Here is a 20,656-nt window from a genome sequence, read left to right on the forward strand (position 1 = left end):
TTCGGCTTCGGCACAACGGCGTGTGGAGGAAATAGATGAGAATGCACAAGACCGTGCTGGCCCTGGGCGCGGCACTGCTGCTGGCAGGCTGCGGATCAGGCCAGATCGGTGACACCGGCAGCGGGCAGACCGACCCCAACAACAAGAACCTCGCCCTGATCACCGGGATGCGGGGCGAACCCTTCTACGTGTCCATGGAGTGCGCGGCCCAGCAGGAAGCCGCCGCGCAGGGCTACCAGCTAAACGCGCAGGCTCCCGAGAAGTTCGAGCAGGCCGAGCAGTCGCAGATCCTGGGCGGCATCATCAGCACCAAACCGGGTGCGGTGATCATCGCACCGACCGACGACAAGGCACTGGCCGCGCCGTTGCAGCAGGCCAAGAACAACGGCATCAAGGTCGTCGAGGTCGACACCGCGCTGGAGGACCGCTCGATCGCGGTCACATCGCTGTCCTCGGACAACTACGCGGGCGGCCAGCTCGCCGCGCAAACCTTGGTGCAACTGATCGGCGGCAAGCCGGGCTCGGTGCTGGCGCTGAACACCAAGGCGGGCACCTCGACCACCGACGAGCGAGCCAAGGGCTTCGAGGAGGAGATCGCCAAGCATCCGAACTTGAAGCTGCTGCCCACCCAGTACACCGAGAACGAACCGGCCACCGCGGCCCAGATCGTGTCGTCGACGCTGGCCGCGAACCCGGATCTGGTCGGCGTGTTCGGCACCAACCTCAACACCGGTGAGGGCGCGGCGACCGCGCTGTCCAACGCGGGTCGCTCCGGGCAGGTGCAACTGGTCGGCTTCGACGCCAGCCCCAAGCAGGTGGACGACCTGCGCAACGGTCGTGTTCAGGCGTTGATCGCGCAGAACCCCGGCAAGATCGGGCAGGAAGGCGTCAAGCGCGCCATCGCGGCGATCAAGGGCCAGCCGGTCGAGCGGGAAACCAAGACCGAGATGATCGCCATCACCCGCGACAACCTGGACCAGCAGTCCCAGTACTTCTACAAGTCGCACTGCTGAGCCCCGACCCGCCACGGAGCCCGGCTGCGCCGTGGCGGGTTCATGTCGTCGTCCGGCCCGGTGGCTCGGGATGTCCACGCGTCCCGAGCCACCGGGCCGACTAGCAGAGCATGGGAACCTTCCTGTCATTTTCCGCCGGTGCGGTGCGAGCATGGGAACCTTCCTGTCACCGCGACCGCTCCGAATGCGCCGGGCTGCGGTTACCTTGGGGTTATGGCCACCTATGGCGAGCTGTTCCCCGGTCGGAAGCTCAAGCACGAGGGCGATCAGGGCGGCATTTCACGCGAACACGATCCGGGCGGGCCGTTGGATCTGGAGCGAGATGTGGTGTTCCTCGCCCCACCCGAGCAGCCCAATACCGACGACCGCGACGATTCCGCTGGTCCCGAGCAGGATTGACCCTCGCTGTCGAACGGGACCGACAGCAGGTCATCACAGGGTGATAGCGGATCTCAGCAATCACCCGCAGCGTCGACTTTGCTCCGTTAATGTGCCACGGGCAGATGAACACTTTACCGAAATCGTGGAGCAAGTGATCACTGCGCGTGCTCATTCGGCATGCGCCATGCCCGCGCGCGTGAGTGGAGGAAGGGACGCCGTGCAGCCGGACAAGGTGTTTGGAAATCCTGGTCTTGACCAGGCCGAAGCCGTCGAGGATGGCACAGCGCTGATCGGAAACCTCACTCCCGCGGGATCCAACGCAGCCCTCACCCCTCAGCAACGACAGGCAATCGCGTACAAGATCGGCCAGGACTGGAACAGGATCAGCTCCAGCATCGCCGAGCTGTTCGCGACCGGTGTCTCCAGCAACGACCCCCGAACCCAGCATGTGATCCACGAGCACTTCCGCTGGATCTGCCACTTCTGGACCCCGGACCGGGCCTCCTACCTGCGGCTCGCCGAGATGTACGTGAACCAGCCGAAGTTCCGCAGGCGAATCGAGCGCAAGAAGCCCAAGGGCACGGCCGCGTACCTGCGCGACGCGATGACCACCTACGCCTGGGCACGACTGCGTTGACCAGCACCTCCCCGGGGAAGTGACAGAAAGGTTCCCTTGCTCCCACCCGGCCCGGGCACGCGCTCGGAGGTCCGCTCCCTGCGGTGTTGGTGACAGGAAGGTTCCCTTCCTCGCGCCACCGCGCGCGGTGCCCGCGGTTGGTGAGTGACAGGAAGGTTCCCTTGCTCTCATCCGCGCGTCGGGTGGCGGGAGGTGTCGGTGTCGTCCCGTTGAATGGCAGGTATGCGGAGGTGGGTGCTGCACGTGGACATGGATGCGTTCTTCGCATCCGTGGAGCAGTTGACCCGCCCCACCGTCCGGGGCCGCCCGGTGCTAGTCGGCGGGCTCGGTCCGCGCGGCACCGTCGCGGGCGCCAGCTATGAAGCGCGGGAGTTCGGGGTGCGGTCGGCGATGTCGATGGCGGAGGCGCGTCGACGCTGCCCCGTCGCGGTGGTGCTGCCGCCGCGATTCCGCGTGTACCAGGTCGTGAGCAAGCGGGTGCTGGGCATCGTTCGGGAGGTTTCCGACGTGGTCCAGCAGGTTTCCGTCGACGAGGCGTTCTTGGAGCCGACCGAACTCGCCGGTGCCGCGACAGCCCAGGTGGAACACTTCGCCACCCAGCTGCGCGCGCGGGTGCTCGGTGAGGTCGGGGTGACAGCGTCGATCGGGGCCGGTGCGGGCAAGCAGCTGGCCAAGATCGCATCCGACCTGGCCAAGCCGGACGGCATGCTGGTGGTGCCGCCGGAACAACAGCTGGAGCTGCTGTCCGGACTACCGGTGCGCAAGATGTGGGGTATCGGCCCGGTGACTGAGTCGAAACTGCGCCGCATCGGCGTCCACACGATCGGCGAGCTCGCCGCCCTGCACCTCAACGATGTGACGTCGCTTCTGGGGCAGGCGCACGGCACGGAGCTGCACCGCCTCGCACACGGTATCGACGAGCATCCGGTGGCCGAGCGCGCCGAGGCGAAGCAGGTCAGTGCCGAGACGACGTTCGACGTCGACATCACGGACCAGGTGCAGCTGTTGTCCGAGGTGGTCGGCATGGCGGAGTCGGCGCACCGTCGGCTGGTGTCGTCGGGGCGAGCTGCGCGGACCGTGACCGTCAAGGTCCGGGATTCCGACTTCACCACGATCAGCCGTGCGGAGACCTTCGCTTCGGCGACCAGCGATCTCGCATCGCTGTCCGCCGCGGCGCGGCGACTCATGCACATCGCGGTTCCGCCCGGCACGCCGGTGCGGCTGGTCGGCGTGTCCTACTCCGGGCTGGCCACCTCCGAGCAGGAGCCGCTGTTCGACAACCCCGTCCACCAGGGCGAAGCCCCGACTTCCGCCGTCGAACCGGTCGACAAACCGAGTCCCATGCCGACTCTCCAAGCCTGGCGCGCGGGCGACGACCTTCGGCATGCCGAGTTCGGGCACGGCTGGGTGCAGGGCGCCGGGCACGGCCGCGTCACGGTTCGGTTCGAAACGGCCACCACCGGGCGCGGAGCAGCCCGCACTTTCGCCGTCGACGATCCGCTGCTGACCTCGGCGGATCCAACGGACAGCCTCGGTTGGCAGCTACCTGGCGAGGAAAGCGACTGAACCGGACTCCCCCGACCTGGCGCATTGGGCCAACACAATGTCGGGGGTAGACCGCGAGACGGTGCCTCCGCTACTCGGATCACCTGCGAAAACCCCGAGCGCTGCTACGAATCCGCACGAATTGGCGTGCGTGGTGCTGAGGGTCGTGAGCGGTTGTTCTGGTAAGAGCCAGCATTTTCACTCACGAGAGCTGCCCGCTAAGCCTGCGGCGGTGGCAGTTGGCGGCGGTACTGGCCGACCCACTTGTGCGGGGCGATCTTCTGCACCGCGCCTTCCAGCGTCTTCGGCAGTCTGCTGAACGGCGGCAAGTGGAAGCGGTACCGCTCGCCGGGCAGCCCTGGCATCGACGGTGGCTCATCGATCCGCCAGCGGTCGAACTCGGGATGCCTCGCGGCGAACCCCGGATCCGCCGGGTAGATCTCAAGCGCCTGGCGGCGTTCCGGCGCGACCGGGCGCCGATGCTGGATCCACGGCAGCGTGCCGACGCCGACTGCCGCGACCTCGTCCCAGGTGACCCCGAAGACCTCGCCGCGGGTGCGGGCGTAGAAGCCGCTGCGGTCGAGCAGGAAACCCCGGCTGCTGAACATGCCGCGCGCGGATGAGATGAACCACAGGAAGATCACGCCGAAGACGAGCTGCGCGATCCACATCCCGACCGTGTTGCCCTTGTTCACCAGCGTCGCGGCGATCAGCACGGTGATCAGCCCGCTCAGCCCGCCACCGATGACCAACGTCTTGAAGCTGCTGGCGCTGACATCGACGTCCTGCGCGTCGGCACCGAGCAGTGTGGGACGGTGCCCGCCGCCCGGCTGCACTCGCGTCCCCCGTTCCGGCCCGGCCGCGCGTTCCGCGGTATACCGGGCCGTGTCGCCGTGGTTGGGGCGTCGACCGGGCACGGTCGCCCACTCCCGGTCGGCCCGCTGCCATCCCCCTGGAAGCCACTTCATACCGACCAGGGTAGTCCGGGCACGCCAAGTTGATCATCGTGGCGGCCGGATCTCCGAATCGATCTCAGGGCTGTTGGGGTCAGACCGTCGGCACTCGCAGGATCAGCGCATCGCCCTGGCCGCCCCCGCCGCACAGCGCCGCCGCGCCGACACCGCCGCCGCGACGCCGCAGTTCCAGCGCCAGGTGCAGCGCCAGCCGGGCACCGGACATGCCGATCGGGTGACCGAGGGCGATCGCACCGCCGTTGACGTTGACCTTGTCCTCATCGATGCCCAGCGCGCGGGCGGCCACGACGCCCACCGCGGCGAAGGCCTCGTTGATCTCCACCAGGTCCAGTTCGGCGGCGTCGATCCGCTCCTTGGCGCAGGCGGTCTTGATGGCGTTGGACGGCTGTTCGTGCAGGCTCGCGTCCGGTCCCGCGACGACGCCGTGCGCACCGATCTCGGCCAGCCAGGTCAGGCCCAGTTCCTCGGCCTTGGCCTTGCTCATCACCACGACAGCGGCGGCACCGTCGGAGATCTGCGACGAGGAACCCGCGGTGATCGTGCCGTCCGCGACGAAGGCCGGGCGCAGCTTGCCGAGCGTCTCGACCGTGGTTTTGGCGCGGACGCCTTCGTCGGTGTCCACGATCACCGGATCGCCCTTGCGCTGCGGCACCTCGACCGGGGTGATCTCCTCGGCGAAGATCCCCTTTTCCGCGGCCGCGGCGGCGCGCTGGTGCGAGCGCGCGGCGAAGGCGTCCTGCTCCTCGCGGGTCACGGCGTACCGGGCGTTGTGCTTCTCGGTGGACACACCCATCGCGACCTGGTCGAACGCGCAGAACAACCCGTCGTGGGCCATGTGGTCCAGCAGCTGCACGTCGCCGTACTTGAAGCCTTCCCTGGAACCGGTGAGCAGGTGGGGGGCCTGCGTCATCGACTCCTGCCCACCGGCCACCACGATGTCGAACTCACCGGCGCGGATGAGCTGGTCGGCCAACGCCACCGCGTCCAGCCCCGACAGGCACACCTTGTTGATCGTCAGCGCGGGTACGTCCATCGGAATGCCAGCGGCGACAGCCGCCTGCCTGGCCGGGATCTGACCGGCACCAGCGGTCAGCACCTGGCCCATGATCGTGTACTGGACCTGGTCCGGACGCACCCCGGCCCGCTCCAGTGCGGCCTTGATGGCGAACCCGCCGAGCTGGGCGCCGGAGAAGTCCTTCAGCGAGCCGAGCAGCCTGCCCATCGGGGTGCGTGCTCCCGCCACGATCACAGACCTAGCCACCACTACCTCCCGGTCCACGTTGACTGCCACGCCATCCACGTCGCGACACCATCATGGCCCGGCAGACGCCCCGGGACCATACCCACGATGACACCCAGTGCCGCCTGTGACGCCCGCCATAACCACAGCGGCGGCGAGTGACAGGAAGGTTCCCTTGCTCCCGGTCCACAGCCCTCGCCAACCGGGCGGATCCGGCCCGGAGTGACAGGAAGGTTCCCTTCCTCGCAGACCTCCGCACGCCGCTCGGCTCAGGTGGGGTGGGCTCGCGGGGTGGTCGGTGACAGGAAGGTTCCCTTGCTCCCACCCCGCGTCCGGCTGGGGTTGGGTGACAGGAAGGTTCCCTTCTGCGGGTCAGCAGTTGCCGGTGCCGGTGGTGGTGTCGCAAAGGCTGGATTCGGGGGCCCAGAACAGTTCGGTCCGGGCGTTGACGCCGAGTTCGCGAGAGGCCGACACGTCGGTGTCCGCGCCGGAGTCGGCTTTCAGCCAGTACCGGACCTCGTAGTCGGTGCCGCCTTCGGCGTAGGCGAAGACGTAGAACGGGGCCGGGACGGGCGCGGGCCCGAAATCGGGTGCGGTCCAGGCGTCTTCGCCTTGTGCCGCGCTCGGGTCGACGTAGAGGCAGTCGTATTCGGCGCCTTCATAGGTGCAGGTGCGCGGCTCGGCCCCGCCGTATCGGGTGACACTGGAGTTCTCGGTGACGCCTTCGGATTCCAGCCGTTGGTAGATCGTTTCGCAGGCGCCCGCGTCGCAGGCGTGCCAATCGGTCCACGCGGCGTCGCGGGCCTGCGCGGCGGATGATCCGCCGTTGACCGCGTTGCAGTACTTGCCGACCATGTAGGGCGCCATTTTCCGCGCGGCGCCGACCGAGTCGATGGCGGTCGCGGCGGTTTCCCGGGCGCCGAGTCCGGCCGAGTCGAGTTGCCAGATGCCGACGCCGGGGTTGAAGAACAGGCCTTCGGCGCGCTGTTCGGGGTCGGCCAGCGAGGTTTGGTCGTCGTAGCGGGAGAGGGTCATCGGCGACGGTGCTTCTCCGGAACCGGCCACTTCGGGCCAGGTCGTGGCGAGCGTCAGGTGGGTGGCGTCGGTTGCGCTGATCGTGCAGTCGGCCTGCTCGGCGGCGTCGCTTGCCGCCGAGCGAACGGCTTCGAGCGGTTCGGCCCCGAACATCAGCGGGCCGGGCAGCACCCATGCCCGGTCTCGACGCATTTGGTCCGCGCGCGGGTTCTCCCCGCCCCCGCCGCCGACCACGCCGTCGCCACCGGCGGCGAAAGCGGTCGGTATGCCGAGTCCTGCGGTGAATCCCAGTGAAGCGATGAGGGTTACGAAGTTTCGGACCGGTCCACGTTGCTTGCTGGCCATTTTTGCCCCTCTCACGTGAATCAGCCACATGCTGTTGGATAGCAAGGTCACCTGACTCCGCCTATCGGGGCAATTCGATCTTGGCGGTTTGCCGCTTTTCCCAGCATTTTGCGAACCGGCGCCGCGCGTTAGGCTGCGGCCATGCGAGCGGAACTGAACGGCCTGGTCACGGCCGTGGATCACGTGGGTATCGCGGTCGCCGACTTGGACGCGGCCATCGCTTTCCAGCGGGATGTCTTCGGTCTGGAAGTCACCCACTCCGAGATCAACGAGGAGCAGGGCGTGCGCGAGGCGATGCTGCGCGCTCCAGGCGATGCCACCGGCGCGACGCAGCTACAACTGCTCGCGCCGCTGCGCGACGATTCGGCCATCGCGAAGTTCCTGGACCGCAGCGGTCCCGGCCTGCAGCAACTCGCTTTCCGGGTCACCGACATCGAGGCCGCCATGGACGCCATCCGCGCCAAGGGGTTGCGGCTGCTCTACGAACAACCGCGTCGCGGCACCGCGAACAGCCGCATCAATTTCGTGCACCCCAAGGACGCCGGGGGCGTGTTGGTCGAACTGGTCGAGCCCGCCGACGTCCACTGAGGACGGGCTCAGCCGAGGGACGTCAGGTCCAGGCCGCGCAGGCGTTCGGGGTCGGCGAGGATGTTGATCCCGACCACCTTCCCGCGGGCGATCGTGAAGGCCGCGACCGAAACCGGCCGACCTGCCACGACCGCGACGGCTCCCGGGGTGCCGTTGACGAGCACCGGCCGGGTGGCGCCGAACCGCGCGAAGGTAGCCGCCCCGGCGGCCACCTCGTCCGCACCGCGCAGCAGCTTCCCCGGACGCAGCGCGCCGTTGTCGGAGCGCACCACCACATCCGGGTCGAGGACGGCGACGAGTGCCGCCAGGTCGCCGCTGCGCGCAGCGGTGAGGAAGGCGTCGACGACTTCCCGCTGGCGGGTCGGGTCGGCGTCCGGTTCGGGCGCGGTGCCCTGGACCCGGCGGCGGGCGCGGCTGGCGAGTTGACGTGTCGCCGTCGGGGTGCGCCCGACGATGCGGGCGATCTCGTCGAAGGGCACCGCGAACAGGTCGTGCAGCACGAAAGCGAGCCGCTCGGCTGGCGCCAGGGTGTCCAGGACCACGAGCAACGCGAGACCGACCGAGTCGACCAGCAACGCCTCGTCTTCGGGGTCGATGCCGCTGGCGCCGCTGATGATCGGGTCCGGCACGTGCACGCCCAGCGGCTCCTCCGGCCGCGACCTGCGGGAGCGGAGCATGTTCAGGCATATCCGCCCGGCGACCGTGGTGAGCCAGCCACCGATGTTGTCGATGTCGCCGGTGTCGGAGCGGCTCAGCCGAAGCCAGGTTTCCTGGACGGCGTCGTCGGCTTCGCTGAGCGAGCCGAGCATCCGGTAGGCCACCGCCCGCAGTCGGCCGCGGTGGGCTTCGAAGAGCTCCGCCAGAAAATCGTCGTCGTCCATCGGTCACATTCCTCCGTCGGCTCGTGTCATAGCGGTGACCCGCGAAGACCGGCCGATGTGACACGCATCGGCACCCTAGGCGATGGAGGCGACATGCGATCCCGGATGAAGAACCCGGCTCTGGTCCTGCCGGAAGCGATGACGGGCATCAAGCACCTGCTCAAGACGATCGACCGCAGCGGCCTGCCGCAGCACGTGCGGGAGCTCGTGGGCCTGCGCGCCAGCCAGATCAACGGCTGCAGCGCCTGCGTCCACGGCCACGTGCAGCAGGCCAAGAAGGCCGGGGAGACCGACGAGCGGCTGGCCGCCGTGGCGGCCTGGCGGGACGCACCGTTTTTCACCGCCGCCGAACGCGCCGCCCTGGCGCTCGCCGAGCGGGCCACCCGGCTCGCCGACCGATCCGCGGATTCGGTGCCGGACGAGATCTGGGACGAGGCGGCCGAGCACTACGACGAACAGCAGTTGGCCGCGATCATCCTCGTGATCGCCATGACCAACTTCTTCAACCGCATCAACACCACCATCAGGGAACCGGCGGGCGTCATGTGGAGCTGACCGCCCCGGAGCGTCCACTGCGGATACCGCCTCCGCAGTGGCCCTCCAGGGGATCCCGCCAAAACGGTGCGGTGTTTCGCGCTCTGATCATCGAACGCTGACCAGGGTAGGCGCGGACCAGTCGGTGTTGTCGATCACGAGGTCGGCGCGCTGCCACGGTGTGCAGGCGGCGAAGTAGCGGCGCTGACCCTGGACGTAGCGGGCAACACCGGGATGCTCCGGATCGGCCACGCCGCCATCCCGGGCGGCCATCCGGGCGACGGAAACGTGGAATGGAACCCGCAAGAAAACCGACAGGTCCCACACATCGGCGAGCTCATCGCGGTGCAAGAACAACCCGTCCACGACCAGCACTGCACCGGGTGCGGCATGCCGATGTGGTGGGGATACCGGTAGATCAGTGGCCAGGTCGTGGGCTGCGGGCTGGTAGCGGCGTGACCCGCCAGGGCCCAGCGGGTCCAGAACCCTGCGGCGCAGAGTGGCGTAATCGTAGCTATCCAGCCAGAAACCCTCCGGCGAGTCGCGGCCGCGCCGGTGGCGAACGGCGCGGACGTGGTGGAAGTCGTCGACCGAGACGCGCACGACGCCGCGACCGGCGCGGCGAAGACGCTCGGCCAGCTCGTCGGCGAACACGCTCTTGCCCGAACCGTCGACGCCGTCGACCGCCACCCGGACGCAGTCCGCGCCAGCGGCAACGGGCACCCGGGAGGCCACCTCGTCGAGCAACTGTCGGCGGGCAACGCTCATCGGCAGGGCAGTCACGGGTTCATCCTCAACGGAAGCCACTCACCCCCGGGACCCGGTTTACGCCGGGAGCAGCAGCATCCGGCGTTGGGCGATGCGCTCGACCGCGGCCCTGCTGTAGGCGAGCGGGAAGTACTCGCCGGTGCGCCACGATTCGGCCAGGTCGCGGTAGTGCGGGTCGTCCGGGTTGCCGGACTGGCCGGGAGTGTTGACCGCGATCGAAGAATCCCAGTCGCCCACGTCGAGGACCATCCGGAACGACGGGCCGTTGGTCTGCCGGAAGTCGCTGGTCCGGTAGGACGACTGGTTCACGGTGTCCGGCGAACCACCGCGCGGTAGCGGTCCCACATCGAACCGGGCCCGGTCGGCCTCGTTGAACGCGCCCGACGCCGGGTGCTGGAAGAAGCTGTGGTGCAGCTGGCCCCATTTCCAGTTCGGCTCGCCGCGCCCCAGCAGTTCCCGCACCTCGGCGTAGGCCGAGCGCAGCGTGTCCAGCAGCAGTTGGTCGCGGGCGGCCGCGTCGGGCAGCCACTTCCCGGGCTTCTCCAGTTCGCCGAGCAGCACCAACGTGTCGGGGTCGGTGATGATCTCGGCCGCCTTCGGCACGGTGGCGCGCACGAAGCCCGGCCCGAGGTGCTTGGACATCCACACCTCGAACAGGGCTGCGGCGTTGGAGTCGGCCGCCTCGACGGCGTCCCATTCCCGCAGCAGACGCAGTGCGCGGCGCAGGTCGGACTCGCCGCTGTCCAGGTTGGACAGCAGGGCGATCAATCGGCGGGCCGGGATGGACAGCTGGTCGTTCTGCAGTGCCGCCGAGTCGGCCACGGTGTGCTTGGGCTGCTGCGACAGGACTTCGACGGCCCGCTGGTGCCGGAACGGGTTGGTCCACTCGAAGCCGAGGCCCATGTCCTGGTATTCCGGCGGCAGGTTGAACTGGTTCGCGGTGGCGATGAAACCCGCCGCCGGGTTGAACTGGCGGGGCAGGTCGTCACCGGTGTAGAAGCCGTTCCACTCGTAGCGGCCGTCGCCGGGCACCGGCAGCAGACCGTCGTAGCCGACCCGTTTGGGCGCCAGGCCGCCGGGCACCCAGCCGATGTTGCCGTCCACGTCGGCGTAGACCTGGTTCTCCGTCGGCGCGCCCCAGTTGCGCATCGACTCGGTGAACTCGTCGAAGTTGCGGGCCCGCATGTAGGCGACGCTGCCGAAGTACGGCGACATGCCCGGTTGCAGCCACCCGGTCCGCACCGCGTACGCCAGGTTCCGCTGCTCGTCGACGCGGATGACCGGCCCGTGCCTGGTGAACGCCAGCTCGACGGTGCGGTCGGCCTCGCCCAGCACGGCGACCTGCTCGCGCAGGATCGACATCGACTCCCACCCGTCCTGGTAGCGGTAGCGGGTGCGGTCGGCCGGATCGAGTTGGTAGACGTACAGGTCTTCCTGGTCCAGCGGGAAGATCGTGAGCCCGAAGGCGATGGTTCCGTTGTGCCCGATGGAGATGCCCGGCAGTGCGGGTTCACCGGCACCGATGACGTCCAGGCCGGGAGTCGACAGGTGCGCGATGTAGCGCAGCGACGGCGCCGAGTAGGCGCGGTGCGGGTCGTTTGCCAGCACCGGTCGTCCGGTGGCGGTCCGCTGCCCGCTGATCACCCAGTTGTTGCTGCCCTCGCCGGCCGGGTCGCGGACCGCTTTGGTGCGGACCTCGCCGTCGGTGAACTCGACTTCCTGGGTGGCCAGGTCGAAGACGGCGAGCACGTCATCCGGCATGGCGCACGGGTCGAAGCCCTCCGGCACCGTCGTCCGGTGATCCGGCTGCAGGCCCTGCCGGATGAGGTCGGCGTCCACCCCGGCCGCGCAGGCGACCTTGGCGCGGCTGACCTCGCTGGTCAGGTTGCGGGTCAGACCGTGGCTGCGGATGCGCACCACGTCGCCGGGTTCCCAGCGGGCCGGTGCGTAGCCGAGGATGCCGAACTCCGCCGGCAGCTGCTCCGGGTGTTCGTCGAGCCAGTCCAGGTAGGCGTTGATCCCGGCGGTGAACTGGGTCGCGATCCGCTGCGCGTCCTTGGAGTAGCGCGCCCACTCCACGTCCATGTCGCCCCGGTAGAGGAACAACCGGGTGGCGCGGTCCTGCTCGACGTAGTCGGGGCCGAGCACTTCGGAGAGCTGCCCGAGGCCGCGGCGGCGCCACAGGTCGATCTGGAACAGCCGCTCCCGTGCCGCGTTGAAACCCTGCGCGAGGAAGACGTCGTCTTCGCTGCGCGCGTAGAGGTGCGGGACGCCGTAGCGGTCCTCGATCAACTCCACCGGGGCACGCAGGCCCCGCACCCGGTAGTTCACTTCGCCGGTGGCCTCGGCAGCTGGCGTCGCGGACGCCATCACTCCCGTCCCGGCGATACCGGCCGCCGTTGCGACGAATCCTTGCCGTCGAGAAAACCGCACGCGCCCAACGCCCACCACGACCTCCCGCATCGACCGACTGCAGGAATTTTTAGCGCGCGCAACGATCTTTCACAAGACTGAAGCAGCTTCAGCGCATGGTCCCGAGGGCCTTCAACCCACCCGAACAACCCGCGCCACCTGGGAATCCGCCGTTCGACCCACCCGGAACAATTCCAGGACCGGGCTGTCAGGCGGGCTTGACCTTTCGCGGTTTGCCGACGCCGAGTTCCAGCGCACGCGCGATGAAGCTGATCTCGCGCTCCAGTTCGTCGTCGTGGGCACCGTGTCGAGCCACCGAATGCCGGTGGTTGACCACTCTGGCCAGCAGCAGGGCCGCGGTATCGATGTCGCAGCTGGCCGGCCCCGGCGGCAGCGCCAGCTCGATCACCAGGCGAATCTGTTCCACCACCGCGCGAAATCGCCGCTGCAAAGCCTCCCGCACCACCACGTGCGTGTCCGCCTCCCGCCACAGCAGGTGGCTGAGCAGCAACGACGACTCCAGCCTCGCGTCCAGTTCACCGACCAGTCGGCGCAGACTGCCCGCGACATCACCGCGCACGGCGACCCGATCGGATGCCACGAGCTCGTCGGGCAGCCCGTCGACCAGCGCTGTCAGCAGGTCCTGCTTGCGCCGGAAGTAGTAGTGGATAAGTCCTTTGGGGACCTCGGCCCGCTCCGCGATCCGAGAGGTGGGTGTCGCGTTGAAGCCGTGCTCGGCGAACAGCTCCCCGGCCGCGGCCAGGATGCGCTCCCGCGCGGAAGCACCCTGATCCGCCGACTCCGCCTCGACGACGTCCGAAGTGGACGGCCGTTTGCGGGCGCCGCGGTTACCCGGTGCCATGGACCCGACCTCCAAGTTCCGGCCGGCTTGCACCACCGGGCTGCTTGACCAAAAACGCGCGGCCCGGACGTTACCGCCGGACCGCGCTTATGTCGCATTCGTGAGTGGTTTTGGTCGCTGTCGGGCCGCCACCGCTCACTGCCGGTGCGCGTGCGACCACTCGCGGGTGCCCAGACGTCGTCTCGCGCGGGACGCACCCGCCGCCGAGGCGACGTCCGAGGTTCGTGGGGGTCGCTCGCGCCAACCGACCCGCGCACCCGTTAGTGCTGGCCAGCCACCCCGCGATGGGCGGCGTTGGCCTCGGGCAGTGCGGCGGCACCGGCGATCACGGCCAGAACGCCGACGATCCACGAAGTCCACGAGGCACCCATGAGCTCGGTGTAGCCGAGGACCCACGGCGAGATGAACAGCAGCACACCGAGCAGCATGTGGCTGTATTCACTGGTCATCGATCCCGGGATGGCCAGCGACCACACGCTGGCGATCACCAGCAGCGCACCCAGCACGATCATCGCCGACATCGCCGCACCATTCGTCGACGTCCACAGCGTCGCGAGGATCAGGTAGGCGCCCAGCACCACAGCAACCCAGTCCTGCCAGCGGATCCACGGTTTCACAGTCGAACCGCTCGACCTATCGGCCACGTCGATCACCTCCACTGAACCCGTCTTGAACACCTCCATGTTCACTCTTGGTTGGCCAGCCGGTCAAGTTATCGCGGCGGGAACTTTTGTCCTGTCCGTCACTCGTGTCGCCCGGCTCGACCGGCACTGCCCGACACGCCGGGCAAAACCGCAGCTTCGGCTGCCCGGACACCGCCGATCGGCGGCGGACCACCCGGTGCGGGAAATCCGGCGGATACGCGCCACACCTCCCACAACAACGTCGTCTTCCAGGTAGCTTGTTGCCATGGGCCTTGCCGACGACCGCGATTTGCTGCCATTGGGATCGGGATTCGACCTCGCTCGCAAGAACGGCTACGACCGCGCCCAGGTCGATGAGCACCTAGAGCGGCTCGACGCCGACATCCGCATCCTCACCGCGGATCGCGATGCCGCGGTCTCCCAGGCAGGCGACCTGTCCAAGCAGCTGGAGGCGGCCCGCTCCGAGATCGAGAACCTGCGCGGCCAGGTCGACCGGCTCGCCAAGCCGCCGACCACCTTGGAAGGACTCAGCGAACGCCTGCAGCGGATGCTCCGGCTGGCCCAGGACGAAGCCAACGACATCCGGGGACGCGCCGAGAACGACGCGACCCAGATCCGGGCCCGCTCCGAAGCCGAGGCCACCAACCTGCGCAACCGCTATGAGCGGCTGATCTCCGAAGTCGACGCCCGGCGCAGCGAGATGGAAACCGAACACCGCTCGCTGATGGACAAGGCCAAGGCCGAGGCCGAGCGGATCACCCGCGAGGCCGAGGAGAACCGCAAACGCGCCGACCAGGAATCCGAGGCACGCCGGGCCCAGGTCGAGGAGGACTTCGAGATCGCCATGGCCGCGCGTCGCAGCGAAGCCATGCGCACCCTCGCCGAGCAGGAGGCCACCAGCAAGTCCGAGGCCGAGCGCCGCGTCCGCGAAGCCACCGAGGAAGCCAACCGCCGCCTGCGGGAAGGCACCAACGAGGCGCACCGCCGGGTCCGGGAAGCCACCGAACAGTCCAACCGACTGGTCAGCGAATCGACCGCGAAAGCCGAGCGGCTCACCCGCGAATCCACCGAAGCCGCCGCGCAGCGCGAGCGCGAGAGCACCGAGGCCGCCGAACTCCGGGTGCGGGAGGCCAAGCAGGAAGCCGAGCGGCTGGTCCGCGCGGCGACCGAGAAGACCGAACGCATGATCCGCGAATGCACCGAGGAGGCCACCCGCCTCATCGACGACGCAACCCGCGAGAGCAAGCGCCTGGTCGCGGAGGCCCGCCAGGACTCCCGGCGCCGCCTGGGTTCGACCACCGAAGAAGTCCAGCGCCGCCTGGCCAAGGCCGACGAGCACGTCCACTCGCTGACCGAACTGCGCGATGCGGTGGCCAAGAAGCTGCGCGACGCCGCCGAAATGCTCGGCCAAACCACTCCTCTCCTGGAACGCCTCGACCAGGAGGACGCCGAAGAGGACAAGCTCCGCGAAGCGGCGGCAGAAGCCCGCGAGCAAGCCCGCCAGGACGCCGAAACCGCCCTGGCCCGCGACGGCCGCGACACCGAAGACGAGCCGACCGAGGCGGCGCAGCCCACGAAGTCCGCTGACCAGCCGGAGCCGCCAGCGGCCGAGGCGGCGCAGACCGAGGCCGGGCAGACCGAGGTGGCGCAGCCGAGCGGTGCAGGCCCCGCGAAGCAGGGCAAGCCGAAGGGGCAGGGCGGCAAGCCCCCCGGAGGCGGCGACGACGGGCCGACGGAGCAGATCCACCGCGACACCGCCCGCGGCCACGGCCCGCACGACGAGCCGACCCGCCGCATCCAACTTCCGGTCCCCGAAGGCAAGGGCGGCAACGGCCAGCAGCGCTCGCACAGCGCGACCCGCGTCGACGTCTCCAACCAGCAACGCCGCTGATCACCGACCCCGCAGGCGAAGGCCACTTCCGAGGCTGACCCGAGCTCCTCGCGCGGACTCCTGTCCCGCAGCGGTGGCGCTGGCATTCGCCAATCGAGCGAGAGGTGAAGGGCACCTTTCGCCAAGTAACTTGGTAAAAGGTGCCCTTCACCCCGTCCTCATCGCCAGCGGTGCGGTTTGGGTTTGGTGTTATGGGGTTCGCGTTTTGATGGTGCTGGTTGGGGTTGGTAGTGGGGGTGTTTTGGGGCGTCTGGCGCATGCGGCGAGCATGGTGAGCAGTGCGATCAGCAGTGTCCAGCCGCTGAACGCGAGCACGCCGAGCACCGCCAGGCAGGCCACCGCGGATGCGATGCGCATCGGTCCACTTAGGATCCGAACCCCCGCCGCGGTGCAACCCAGGTACACCGTGAGGAACAGCGTGGTGGGGATCGCCACCAGTTGCGCCGTGTTCACGACACCAGCGGCCGCGGCACCGAGCAGCAGCACTCCCGCACCGGCGATGGCCAGCTGCAACCCCCGCGATGCGCCCGGTGCAACCCGGGACATCCGCAGTTCGGCGGCCAGCGCCGCCGCACCGGACAGGTAGGCGTTGGTGGCGGCGAGGGTCAGTGCGACCGCGGCGATCGTGGCGACCACCGGTCCTGCCGCGCCGACAGCCACCCGCAGCAGGTCGGCGAGCGGAACACTGCTGGCCGCCCGCGCACCGAGGACGGAGATCGTCGAGGTCGACAACGCCAGGTAGACGACCGCGGTCACGACGAACGCCACACCGATGACGCGCGGCAGCTGGGTGCGCGGGTCGCGCAGCCGACCGACCAGCGGCGCGATGGCCTCCCAACCGACGAACGACAGCATCAGCACCGAGCCCGCCGAACCGATCGACGCCCAACCGTGCGGCGCGAACGGAACCCAGTTCGCGGCCCGTGCCGTCGGCGCCGAGCCGACCACCGCGACCGCCACCAGCACGACGAGGACCGCGACCAGCACCAGTTGCACCGCCGTGGTGCTCCGCGCACCACCCAACGTGAGTGCGGTGACCAGGGCCAACAGCGCCGCCCCCGCGACCAGGCTCATGGTCGGGCCACCACCGAGCAGCACCGCGACATAGGTGCCGCCGATCAAGCACACGACCGGCGCGCCGAGGATCACCCCCGTCAGGAAGCACCAGCCGACCGCGCGCCCGACGCGAGCCCCGAGCCCGGCAGCGGCGTAGCCAGCCACCCCGCCACCGCCGCCGATGCGCGTACCAAGACCGGTGAACACCCAGGCCAGCAAGCCGGAGAGGGCCAGCAGCCCCACCCAGGCGAGGATCGACGCCGGGCCAGCGAGCTCAGCGGCCAATCCCGGCAGCAACAACAAGCTGGGGCCGAGCAGCGCTCCGATGTACATCGCCGCACCGCGAGTGCTCGACAGTGCCTGCGGGGATGTGTTCGCCATGCCGCAAGACTGCGCGAATCGGCCCGGCACGCGATGGCAAATGTGGCCGCCCAGGCAGGTTGGCGCGCAATATAATTCGACGCAAACGGCATCGAGGTGTTAGAGAATGCCAGAACACAACTGGGACAGAACAGATCGCACCATCCTGCGGGAGCTGCAGGGCAACGGGCGAATCGCCAACGTCGACCTCGCCGACGCCGTATCGCTGTCCCCCTCCTCCTGCCTGCGGCGCACCAAGGCGTTGGAAGCCGACGGCATCATCGCCGGGTACCGGGCCGAGCTGGACCGGGAGCGCATCGGGCTGGGCCTGACCGTCTTCATCTCGCTCAAGGTCGTGCAGCACTCCCGCGAGACCTCGCGCGTGATCGAGTCGGCGCTGACCGCGATCCCGGCTGTCGTCGCCTGCCACGTCGTATCCGGCGAAGCCGACTTCCTGGTCGAAGCCGTGGTGCCCAGCCTCGCCGACTACGAGCAGCTGCTGCTCGACCAGATCCTCGCCATCGAGCCGGTCACCGACGCCCGCAGCACCTTCGCCATCCGCACCGTGCTCAGCCGCGGCCCCATGCCACTGGAGCACTGGGGCAACAGCCGCTGAACACGACTGGCACACGTCAACCCGTCGACCGGACACCGCGCCTACACCGCGAGCCAGTTGTCCCGGCTCAACCGGATCGTCGCGTTGAAGGAGTTGGGCTTCACCCAGCCAACAGGTGCAGCAGATCCTCGGCGAATCACCACCGAACAGCTGCGCGGAATGCTCAAACTGCGGCAGGCGGAGCTGGAGACCCAGATCGCGGCCGACACGGCCCGGTTGGGGCAGGTCCAGGCGATGCTGCGGATGATCGAAACCGAGGGAACAATGCCAACCGAAGACATGGCGATCAAGTCGATCCCGGCGTTGCGGGTCGCCGAGCTCTCCGGCACCGCCAGAACCATGGATTCCGCAATCGATCGGCCCGGTGATCCAGGGTCTCTACGACGACCTGTGCGCGGCCCTGGACCGCGCCGGACTGCCCGTCAACGTCGAGCCCAATGCCGCCTTCGACTTCGCGGTGGTGGATCTGCCCGCTGTCGAGAAGGTGGCGACGATCGTTCACCGGGGTTCGATGGACGACTGCCTGCCCACGTACCAGGCCCTGGCGCGCTGGATCGAGGACAACGGGTACCGCACCACCTGGACCAACCGCGAGGTGACCCTGGCGTGCCCGGAGGACCCGGCCGGGATGGTGACCGAAATCCAGGAGCCCATCGCGACGATTTGATGTTTTGCCTGGCCAGCGCGTATCCGCGTCATCGTTTCGGATTTTCCGCGTCCCTATGGGAAGGGTGATCGCGGGCGTTTCGCGCCCGCTCCTACGGAAAGGACCAGGTCAATGGCGGACCGGGAGTTCCCATCTGGTGATAACGACAAGTCGCGGGCCGATCGGAAGTCCGGGAGGTACTTCATGTTGCCCAGCGAGGTGGCCGAGGAACTCAAACGAACCGAAGCGGACCTGCAGAACTCACCGGACCGAGCCATCGAGGAGAAGGACAATGGGTAGTTCCAGGCCCGCCGGGGCTTGCCGATCGGCCGCGTCGAGCCGCCTCCGCAGTGTCCGAACAGGACGGTGGTTGACGCGGTGCCGTGCGGATCGGCGGCGCGATCCGACCGGTGAACCGCTGGTCGTGCCCTGGTTACGGCAAGACGCCGAGCGTCTTGCCGTAAGCAATCCGGACTCGGCTGGAGAAAACGGATTCCATGCCCTTTTCGCGCCTGACCCGGAACTGCCGATGCGCGTCGGGCCGAGGGGGCGCCCCTAGCCGCAGCACTGGATCTGCCAGCCCCGCTGGCCGCCCATCTTGGATCGGCGAGAGCTTCGGCCCCGGAAACGCACAGCCGAGCTGTGGTGCGGGTTCAGAAGACGCGCGGACTGGGACTCGGGCAATACCCGTGCTCGTGAGTGAAAATCCCGGTTCTCACTGGACGTCATGCCTCCGGACCGCACGGCCAGTTGACCGCTGACGTGGCGCTTGCCGCGTACCAGGACGTTTTCCGTGTGTGGCGCCCGCGCGGCACACACGGACGTCGACGCATCGGTCAGATCACACGAAGTGTCAGCACGTCCGCCACGACAACCTTGCTCAAAGTCCAGCTAGCGGCTGTGCGTGTCCGCGATGTGCTGAGACAGAAAGTGTCAGAGATGTCTTGAACTAGAGCATCCGGTTCTTACCGGGGCAACCACCCACTGGCCCCAGACGCCGCGCGCGCCGATCCGGGCAACATCTTGGTAGCTGTTCCCCGATACCGGTACTGGATCGGCATCCTCGTCGCAGCACCGGTGGGCGTTCACTTCGGTCTGGTCTGTGGATTCGGCTGGTGCTGCCGACGATGCGGGTCACGCCCGGTCGATGCGGGAAAGCCAGGGAATGACAGCGTCGGCGAAGGCGTCTGGCGATTCCATCGACGGCAGGTGACCGGTGTCGGGCAATACCAACAGTTCGCTGTTCGGCAGCGCGTTCGCGAGATCGCGCGCGTTCTCCGGAGGCGTCAGGGTGTCCTCCGCGCCGACGACGACCAGGGCTGGACCGGGGAAAGAACGCAGTGCGGTGGCGCTGTCGGGGCGATTCGCCATCGCCCGCTGCGCCCACGCGACACCATCCGGTGGCTGCGCATCGATCAACTCCCGCACCGCCGCGACCACCTCGGACCGCCGTTCGTGCGTCGTGCGGCCGAGCAGTTTCGGCAGCATGCTCTCCGTCAACCAGCCACTCGTGCCATCGCGTTCGGCGCGATCCGCGACATCGAAGCGGTTGGCGCGCTGCTCGTCGTTGTCCGCGACGGCCTTCGTGTCCACCAGCAGCAGGCCCGCGACCCGCTGCGGCGCGGCCCGCAACACCGCCATCGCGACGTAACCGCCCATCGAGCACCCACCCAGGACGACCCGCGGCAGCTCCAACCGATCCAGCAGGGCGAGGATGTCGGCCGCGGCGACGTCGATGCTCGGGCGCTCGGTCACCAGGCGGTTCGCAACCGGTTCCGCCAGGCTCCGCGCCGACGAGCCGTCCAGCGCGCTCTCGCCCAGCCCACGCTGATCCGGGGTGATCACCCGCACCTGATCTTCCAGCCTGGCCCGCACCGGATTCCACATCCGCGCGTCCAGCGGGAAGGCGTGCAGCAGCACCAGCGGTGTTCCGACTCCCGATTCGATGTAGTGCACGACCCCATCCTGCCGGAACCCCCCACCAACCGCGCCCCAACCGGCCGGGCCGTGCGAGCAAGGGAACCTTCCTGTCACCGGAGCGCGCTCGCGCCCGCCCGACCCGCGAGGAAGGGAACCTTCCTGTCACCGCCCGGCCCACGGCACCTGGTTCGACCGCAGCAAGGGAACCTTCCTGTCACCCAGGCCAGCCGACCACCGGCCGGAGGCCTGGGAGCAAGGGAACCTTCCTGTCACTCCTTGGCCGCTGGGGGTGAGGAAGGGAACCTTCC

Annotated in this window: 20 protein-coding genes; 9 read left to right on the forward strand and 11 right to left on the reverse strand. The window is 68.6% G+C overall.

Annotated features, from left to right (window positions below; translation table 11 throughout):
- Nucleotides 1-35: 35 nt before the first annotated feature.
- From ACTWQN_RS19360 to ACTWQN_RS19375, 4 genes are all read left to right on the forward strand, one after another.
- Nucleotides 36-1,013, forward strand: a complete 978-nt coding sequence (locus ACTWQN_RS19360; RefSeq protein WP_443204903.1) for an ABC transporter substrate-binding protein — start codon at nt 36-38, stop codon at nt 1,011-1,013.
- Between the two features lie 213 nt (nt 1,014-1,226).
- Nucleotides 1,227-1,412 (forward strand): hypothetical protein, encoded by a 186-nt coding sequence (locus tag ACTWQN_RS19365; protein WP_443204904.1) that lies wholly within the window; start codon nt 1,227-1,229, stop codon nt 1,410-1,412.
- A gap of 133 nt (nt 1,413-1,545) precedes the next feature.
- A complete protein-coding gene (locus ACTWQN_RS19370) occupies nt 1,546-2,031 on the forward strand; it encodes a TipAS antibiotic-recognition domain-containing protein (protein WP_443204905.1) in 486 nt (161 codons plus the stop codon).
- Between the two features lie 222 nt (nt 2,032-2,253).
- Nucleotides 2,254-3,597, forward strand: coding sequence for a DNA polymerase IV (locus ACTWQN_RS19375; RefSeq protein ID WP_443204906.1), 1,344 nt, complete (start codon nt 2,254-2,256; stop codon nt 3,595-3,597).
- Nucleotides 3,598-3,794: 197 nt separating this feature from the next.
- Here the strand turns inward: ACTWQN_RS19375 and ACTWQN_RS19380 are convergent, their stop codons facing one another.
- The 3 genes from ACTWQN_RS19380 to ACTWQN_RS19390 all read right to left on the reverse strand — a co-directional run bounded on the left by ACTWQN_RS19380 (nt 3,795) and on the right by ACTWQN_RS19390 (nt 7,170).
- Nucleotides 3,795-4,544, reverse strand: a complete 750-nt coding sequence (locus ACTWQN_RS19380) for a hypothetical protein (protein ID WP_443204907.1) — start codon at nt 4,542-4,544, stop codon at nt 3,795-3,797.
- Between the two features lie 79 nt (nt 4,545-4,623).
- Nucleotides 4,624-5,811, reverse strand: coding sequence for an acetyl-CoA C-acetyltransferase (locus ACTWQN_RS19385; protein WP_443204908.1), 1,188 nt, complete (start codon nt 5,809-5,811; stop codon nt 4,624-4,626).
- Between the two features lie 351 nt (nt 5,812-6,162).
- Entirely contained in the window at nt 6,163-7,170 is a 1,008-nt protein-coding gene (locus tag ACTWQN_RS19390; protein ID WP_443204909.1) for a hypothetical protein, read from the reverse strand.
- 141 nt (nt 7,171-7,311) lie between these two features.
- Between ACTWQN_RS19390 and mce the strand changes: the two genes are divergently transcribed.
- Nucleotides 7,312-7,758 (forward strand): methylmalonyl-CoA epimerase, encoded by a 447-nt coding sequence (gene mce / locus ACTWQN_RS19395; protein WP_443204910.1) that lies wholly within the window; start codon nt 7,312-7,314, stop codon nt 7,756-7,758.
- Nucleotides 7,759-7,766: 8 nt separating this feature from the next.
- Here mce and ACTWQN_RS19400 read toward each other — a convergent pair whose 3' ends face one another.
- A complete protein-coding gene (locus ACTWQN_RS19400; protein ID WP_443204911.1) occupies nt 7,767-8,639 on the reverse strand; it encodes a sigma-70 family RNA polymerase sigma factor in 873 nt (290 codons plus the stop codon).
- 93 nt (nt 8,640-8,732) lie between these two features.
- Between ACTWQN_RS19400 and ACTWQN_RS19405 the strand changes: the two genes are divergently transcribed.
- Complete coding sequence (locus ACTWQN_RS19405; RefSeq protein WP_443204912.1) at nt 8,733-9,194, forward strand: carboxymuconolactone decarboxylase family protein; 462 nt, start codon at nt 8,733-8,735, stop codon at nt 9,192-9,194.
- Nucleotides 9,195-9,281: 87 nt separating this feature from the next.
- On the opposite strand, the gene ACTWQN_RS19410 is transcribed toward ACTWQN_RS19405, so the two are convergent.
- From ACTWQN_RS19410 to ACTWQN_RS19425, 4 genes are all read right to left on the reverse strand, one after another.
- Nucleotides 9,282-9,956, reverse strand: coding sequence for a nucleoside/nucleotide kinase family protein (locus ACTWQN_RS19410; protein ID WP_443204913.1), 675 nt, complete (start codon nt 9,954-9,956; stop codon nt 9,282-9,284).
- A 42-nt stretch (nt 9,957-9,998) separates the two neighbouring features.
- Entirely contained in the window at nt 9,999-12,404 is a 2,406-nt protein-coding gene (locus ACTWQN_RS19415) for a penicillin acylase family protein (protein ID WP_443204914.1), read from the reverse strand.
- Nucleotides 12,405-12,561: 157 nt separating this feature from the next.
- The gene (locus tag ACTWQN_RS19420) at nt 12,562-13,215 is read right to left on the reverse strand and encodes a TetR/AcrR family transcriptional regulator (protein ID WP_443204915.1); all 654 of its coding nucleotides are present in this window, start codon (nt 13,213-13,215) and stop codon (nt 12,562-12,564) included.
- Between the two features lie 260 nt (nt 13,216-13,475).
- Complete coding sequence (locus ACTWQN_RS19425) at nt 13,476-13,874, reverse strand: SPW repeat protein (protein ID WP_443204943.1); 399 nt, start codon at nt 13,872-13,874, stop codon at nt 13,476-13,478.
- A 250-nt stretch (nt 13,875-14,124) separates the two neighbouring features.
- Between ACTWQN_RS19425 and ACTWQN_RS19430 the strand changes: the two genes are divergently transcribed.
- Nucleotides 14,125-15,750: a coiled-coil domain-containing protein gene (locus ACTWQN_RS19430; protein WP_443204916.1), complete on the forward strand. Its 1,626-nt coding sequence runs from the start codon at nt 14,125-14,127 to the stop codon at nt 15,748-15,750.
- 189 nt (nt 15,751-15,939) lie between these two features.
- On the opposite strand, the gene ACTWQN_RS19435 is transcribed toward ACTWQN_RS19430, so the two are convergent.
- Nucleotides 15,940-17,187 carry an amino acid permease gene (locus ACTWQN_RS19435; protein ID WP_443204917.1) on the reverse strand — a complete coding sequence of 416 codons (1,248 nt, stop codon included), beginning with the start codon at nt 17,185-17,187 and terminating at the stop codon, nt 15,940-15,942.
- Nucleotides 17,188-17,293: 106 nt separating this feature from the next.
- On the opposite strand from ACTWQN_RS19435, the gene ACTWQN_RS19440 reads away from it, so the two are divergent.
- On the forward strand, nt 17,294-17,782 hold the full coding sequence (locus ACTWQN_RS19440; RefSeq protein ID WP_443204918.1) for an Lrp/AsnC family transcriptional regulator: 489 nt from the start codon (nt 17,294-17,296) through the stop codon (nt 17,780-17,782).
- 41 nt (nt 17,783-17,823) lie between these two features.
- Here the strand turns inward: ACTWQN_RS19440 and ACTWQN_RS19445 are convergent, their stop codons facing one another.
- Entirely contained in the window at nt 17,824-18,123 is a 300-nt protein-coding gene (locus ACTWQN_RS19445) for a hypothetical protein (protein WP_443204919.1), read from the reverse strand.
- A 23-nt stretch (nt 18,124-18,146) separates the two neighbouring features.
- Between ACTWQN_RS19445 and ACTWQN_RS19450 the strand changes: the two genes are divergently transcribed.
- Entirely contained in the window at nt 18,147-18,449 is a 303-nt protein-coding gene (locus ACTWQN_RS19450; protein WP_443204920.1) for a GyrI-like domain-containing protein, read from the forward strand.
- A 1,113-nt stretch (nt 18,450-19,562) separates the two neighbouring features.
- On the opposite strand, the gene ACTWQN_RS19455 is transcribed toward ACTWQN_RS19450, so the two are convergent.
- Nucleotides 19,563-20,384 (reverse strand): alpha/beta fold hydrolase, encoded by an 822-nt coding sequence (locus tag ACTWQN_RS19455; protein WP_443204921.1) that lies wholly within the window; start codon nt 20,382-20,384, stop codon nt 19,563-19,565.
- Nucleotides 20,385-20,656: the final 272 nt, after the last annotated feature.

Source organism: Saccharopolyspora antiqui, from assembly GCF_052246905.1.
GTDB lineage: Bacteria > Actinomycetota > Actinomycetes > Mycobacteriales > Pseudonocardiaceae > Saccharopolyspora.

Bases quoted from the DNA above. Each gene is read 5' to 3' on its own strand.
- ACTWQN_RS19360 (WP_443204903.1), top strand. From the start codon at position 36: ATGAGAATGCACAAGACCGTGCTGGCCCTGGGCGCGGCACTGCTGCTG.
- ACTWQN_RS19365 (WP_443204904.1), top strand. From the start codon at position 1,227: ATGGCCACCTATGGCGAGCTGTTCCCCGGTCGGAAGCTCAAGCACGAG.
- ACTWQN_RS19375 (WP_443204906.1), top strand. From the start codon at position 2,254: ATGCGGAGGTGGGTGCTGCACGTGGACATGGATGCGTTCTTCGCATCC.
- ACTWQN_RS19380 (WP_443204907.1), bottom strand. From the start codon at position 4,544: ATGAAGTGGCTTCCAGGGGGATGGCAGCGGGCCGACCGGGAGTGGGCG.
- ACTWQN_RS19390 (WP_443204909.1), bottom strand. From the start codon at position 7,170: ATGGCCAGCAAGCAACGTGGACCGGTCCGAAACTTCGTAACCCTCATC.
- mce (WP_443204910.1), top strand. From the start codon at position 7,312: ATGCGAGCGGAACTGAACGGCCTGGTCACGGCCGTGGATCACGTGGGT.
- ACTWQN_RS19400 (WP_443204911.1), bottom strand. From the start codon at position 8,639: ATGGACGACGACGATTTTCTGGCGGAGCTCTTCGAAGCCCACCGCGGC.
- ACTWQN_RS19405 (WP_443204912.1), top strand. From the start codon at position 8,733: ATGCGATCCCGGATGAAGAACCCGGCTCTGGTCCTGCCGGAAGCGATG.
- ACTWQN_RS19415 (WP_443204914.1), bottom strand. From the start codon at position 12,404: ATGCGGGAGGTCGTGGTGGGCGTTGGGCGCGTGCGGTTTTCTCGACGG.
- ACTWQN_RS19420 (WP_443204915.1), bottom strand. From the start codon at position 13,215: ATGGCACCGGGTAACCGCGGCGCCCGCAAACGGCCGTCCACTTCGGAC.
- ACTWQN_RS19430 (WP_443204916.1), top strand. From the start codon at position 14,125: ATGGGCCTTGCCGACGACCGCGATTTGCTGCCATTGGGATCGGGATTC.
- ACTWQN_RS19435 (WP_443204917.1), bottom strand. From the start codon at position 17,187: ATGGCGAACACATCCCCGCAGGCACTGTCGAGCACTCGCGGTGCGGCG.
- ACTWQN_RS19440 (WP_443204918.1), top strand. From the start codon at position 17,294: ATGCCAGAACACAACTGGGACAGAACAGATCGCACCATCCTGCGGGAG.
- ACTWQN_RS19445 (WP_443204919.1), bottom strand. From the start codon at position 18,123: ATGGTTCTGGCGGTGCCGGAGAGCTCGGCGACCCGCAACGCCGGGATC.